General features: G+C 40.5%; 1 protein-coding gene. It reads left to right on the top strand.

Annotated elements, in window-relative coordinates; translation table 11 throughout:
* Positions 1-253: EF-hand domain-containing protein (locus R0K30_RS21675; RefSeq protein ID WP_410612874.1), on the top strand; the 253-nt coding region annotated here is incomplete at its 5' end.
* Positions 254-279: the final 26 nt, after the last annotated feature.

Here is a 279-nt window from a genome sequence, read left to right as displayed (position 1 = left end):
GCCTTGCCTAAATACCAAACATGCTGCTGCAAAATCAATCACAAAAGGTCAGCACGCCCTAACTTTAATCGCACTTGCTTCATCTTCTGCCGCTTTTGCTGCGGTTGACTTTGATTCTTTTGATTCTGATGGCGACGGCGTGATCAGCCAGTCTGAAGCACAAGCTAATTCACAATTAGCTAAATTATTTGATGACTTAGATACTGACGGGAATGGTGAATTATCTAAGCAAGAATTTGCTAAAGTTCAGTAACAAACATGCACAATCTTTAACGATAC

This window comes from Bacillus sp. SIMBA_154, assembly GCF_046536015.1.
Lineage (GTDB): Bacteria > Bacillota > Bacilli > Bacillales > Bacillaceae > Bacillus > Bacillus pumilus_P.
Note: the sequence above shows the minus strand (reverse complement) of the source record. Positions and strands in the feature narration are given on the sequence as shown.